The sequence below is a fragment of the Phaeovulum sp. genome (genome assembly GCF_047638075.1).
GTDB lineage: Bacteria > Pseudomonadota > Alphaproteobacteria > Rhodobacterales > Rhodobacteraceae > UBA6197.
The window spans coordinates 1-3,635 of sequence record NZ_JBLJBV010000037.1; the positions used below are offsets into that span (position 1 = coordinate 1).

General features: G+C 60.8%; 3 protein-coding genes. All 3 read left to right on the top strand.

Features of this window, described 5'->3' with window-relative positions:
* Window positions 1–462: PACE efflux transporter (locus tag ACM62R_RS05605; protein WP_415183080.1), on the top strand; the 462-nt coding region annotated here is incomplete at its 5' end.
* Window positions 463–529: 67 nt separating this feature from the next.
* On the top strand, window positions 530–3,043 hold the full coding sequence (locus ACM62R_RS05610; protein ID WP_415183081.1) for a cation:proton antiporter: 2,514 nt from the start codon (window positions 530–532) through the stop codon (window positions 3,041–3,043).
* Window positions 3,044–3,210: 167 nt separating this feature from the next.
* Window positions 3,211–3,635, top strand: a 425-nt coding sequence (locus ACM62R_RS05615) for a universal stress protein (protein ID WP_415183082.1), incomplete at its 3' end; no start/stop codon positions are given.

The following is a 3,635-nucleotide window of genomic DNA, read 5'->3' on the forward strand; positions in this document are numbered from 1 at the left end:
GTTTCAGAGGGCCCGATGCGCACCACCCCCGACAGAATTCGCCACGCCATCAGTTTTGAACTGATCGGCCTGTTGCTGGTCATTCCGATTGGCGCCTGGGTCTTTGCCATGCCGATGCAAAATATCGGTGTGGTCAGCATCGTGGCCGCAACAGTCGCAACAGGCTGGAATTATGTCTACAATCTGCTGTTTGATCTGACCATGCAGCGTTTCACGGGCACCACGCACAAACCCGCGTTTGTGCGGGTTATCCATGCGCTCTTGTTCGAGGCGGGGTTGCTGGCGCTCTTGGTGCCGTTCATTGCGTGGTATCTGAATATCGGCCTGTGGGATGCCTTTATGATGGATGTGGGTTTTGCGGTATTTTATGTGGTCTATGCGTTTTTGTTCAACTGGGCCTATGATGTCGTCTTTCCCATCCCTCAGGCCAAGGGGCGGGTCGGCCACGCCTCGCATAGCTGAAAGCGGCGCCACCCTGCCCGTGACAGATAAGATTTTATTCAGGTCTGATTGCTGATAATCCAAGACGATGGATATTGTTCTGATCACCACGATTATTGCGTCGCTGTTTTTGCTGATCGGCGCGGCCGAACCGCTGGCGGCGCGGTTGCGGCTGCCGTATGCCGTGATCATCGCCTGTCTTGGCATCATGGTTGGCACGGCGGCGACGTTTTTTCTGCGCACTGAGCTGACCGATGCGTTGAACCCGGTGGCCGAGGCCATTTTGGCGCTGCCGATCCGTTCAAACGTGTTTCTTTATGTGTTTTTGCCAACCCTGGTGTTTCAGGTCACGCTGGGGCTGAACCTGCGGCGCATGGCCGATGACTGGGTGCCGATTCTGGTGCTGGCGGTGGTGGCGGTTTTTGTGGCGACGTTTGTGGTGGGCTACGCGCTGTCGCTTATCAGTTCGATGACGCTGTCGGCGGCGCTGCTGTTGGGGGCGATTGTGTCCACCACCGACCCCTCGGCGGTGGTCAGCATGTTCCGCTCGATCTCGGCGCCGCGACGGTTGGCGCGCATCATCGAGGGCGAGAGCCTGCTGAACGACGCTGCGGCAATCGCGCTGTTCGGGCTGTTCATGGAATATGTGATGGCCGGCGTGCCCGACCCCACGCTGGAAACGGCGCTGGCGCGGTTTCCGATGCTGCTGGCGGGCGGCGTCGTGGTGGGTCTGGTTGCGGCACGGATCGCGATTTGGGTGATGGTGCTGTTTGCCAGATACGAATTGGCGGTGATTTCGGTCTCGATCGCGCTGCCCTATCTGGCCTATATCGTGTCTGAACAAAGCGTTGGCGCCTCGGGGGTGATTGCGGTTGTGGTGGCGGCGATGGCGCTGCAATTGATGGGGCCGGGGCGCCTGCCGCCCACCATCTGGCAAAACCTGCGTGAGGTCTGGGATCTGCTGGCGCATTGGGCGGGGGCGCTGATCTTTGTTCTGGCCGCGCTGCTGATTCCGCGCCTGCTGGAAGAGGTTCGGCTAAGCGATTTTGGCCTGATCGCGGTGGTGGTTGTGGCGGCAATCGTGGCGCGGGCGATCATCATTTACGGGCTTTTGCCGCTGCTGACGCGGCTGGGGCTTTCGCCCGTGGTTGAACGGCCCTACCGCGTGGCGATCATGTGGGGGGGCTTGCGCGGGGCGGTCACGCTGTCACTGGCGCTGGCTGTCACCGAAAGCTTTCGCGTCCCGGTCGAGGTGAAGCGCCTGGTAGGTATCCTTGCCACCGGATTCACGCTGTTCACGCTGCTGGTGCAGGGCACGACACTGCGCTGGGTCATTACACGGCTGGGGCTGGATCGGCTGTCGCCGCTTGATAATGCGCTTTATAATCAGGTGATTGCGGTTGCGCTGCAAACCGTGCGCGAAGATGTTGCCGCCGCGACGGAAAATTACGACCTGACCAAGGAAACCGTCCGCGCCGAGGCCAAGCAGTTTGGCGAACGGCTGAATGCTGCCGTGAAGGCGGCCGAGGATAACACCGATATTCTGGACCGTGACCGCGTTACCCTGGGCCTGATTGCGCTGGCCAGTGCTGAACGCGACACGATCCTGGCACGGTTTCGCGACCGCACAATATCATCGCGCCTGTCCGAACGGATGCTGTCCGAGGCCGACGCGCTGATTGAGGCGCTGCGTATTGGCGGGCGCCCCGGCTATCAGCGTGCGGCGCGGCGCGGCCTGGGGTTTGGGCGCTGGCAGCGCCCGGCGATGTTCTTGCATAACCGGGCGCATATTTCGGCACCGCTTGCGCGGATCACGGCAACGCGGTTTGGGCTTTTGCTGTCGCAGCGGCTGATCTTGCGTGATCTGCATGGGTTCATTGATGGCCGGATCCGCCGTATTCACGGCCGCCGCGTGGCCGAATTGCTGCATGAAATATTGACCCGCCGGATTGCGATGGTGGATCAGGCGCTGGAAGGGTTGCGCCTGCAATACCCCGGCTACGCCGAAGAGATGGAACGCCGCTTCATTCGCCGCACCGCCCTGCGTCTGGAAGAGCGGGAATATGATGCGCTGTTGGAAGATGGGCTGATCGGTGAAGAGGTGCACAGCTCGCTCATGCAAAACATTGCCGCGCGGCGTGACCGCGTGGAAAAGACGCCGCGGCTGGATCTGGCCATGCAAAAGGCCGCTCTGGTGCGGCAATTTCCGCTGTTTGCCGATATGGATGATGCGGCGTCGAAAAAATTGGCCCGCGCATTGGTAACGCGTTACGTCAACGAAGGCGAGATTATCCTGCGCAAGGATAACGGTAACAAAAGCGTCCATTTCGTCGCCTCTGGCGCAGTCAAGCTAGAGGTTGCCGGGCAAACCTGGCGGCTGGGGCGTGGTGATATGTTCGGCCAGATGGCGATGCTGATGAATCGGCCAAGGCGGGCCGAGGTGCGCGCCATCGCACCCACGACGCTGCTGGTGCTGGATGAGGCCCGCTTTTTACGGCTGTTGCGGCGCAGCAAGGCGGTGCAAGCGGCTGTCCGCGAAAGCGCCCTGCGCCGGGGCATACCGCCCGAACAACTGAAGATCGACGTCGGGCGCCCTGGCTGATGCGGCGTGTTCGTGTTTCACGTCGGGCAGCGGGGGAAGGGGCTTAACCCTACCTGACAGGTATTCATGATCAGGGCTGCTTGCCTCATCTCGGGATCGCGGCCAAGATGGCCTTGGCATCATAGATGCGCGGCAAACGTCGATCCAGGTTCTAAGAAGGAAAACACATGTATAAACACATTCTTGTTGCCACTGACGGATCCGAGCTTGCCCTTAAGGGGCTTGAGCACGGGTTGGCCCTTGCCAAGTCGTTCGATGCGAAAATCACGATCCTGACCGTGTCAGAACCCCTGCATCCGGATGCGGCACGGGCGGCACAGCTGGCGGGGGTTGATCTTGCGACGACGCGCTATGATCAACAGCTTGATAACCTCATGAAGGAACGCTTTGCCGCCATCGAAGAACGTGCCCGCGATCACGGTGTAAAGGTGACGCTGGCACATGAGATCGACGATTCCCCCGCCGAAGCCATCGTCCGCGCCGCCAAGTTGGGCGGATGCGATCTGATCGTGATGGCGTCGCACGGGCGGCGCGGTGTGCGAAAGATGCTGCTGGGAAGCCAGACCGCGGAAGTGCTGGTCAAGACGCCGAT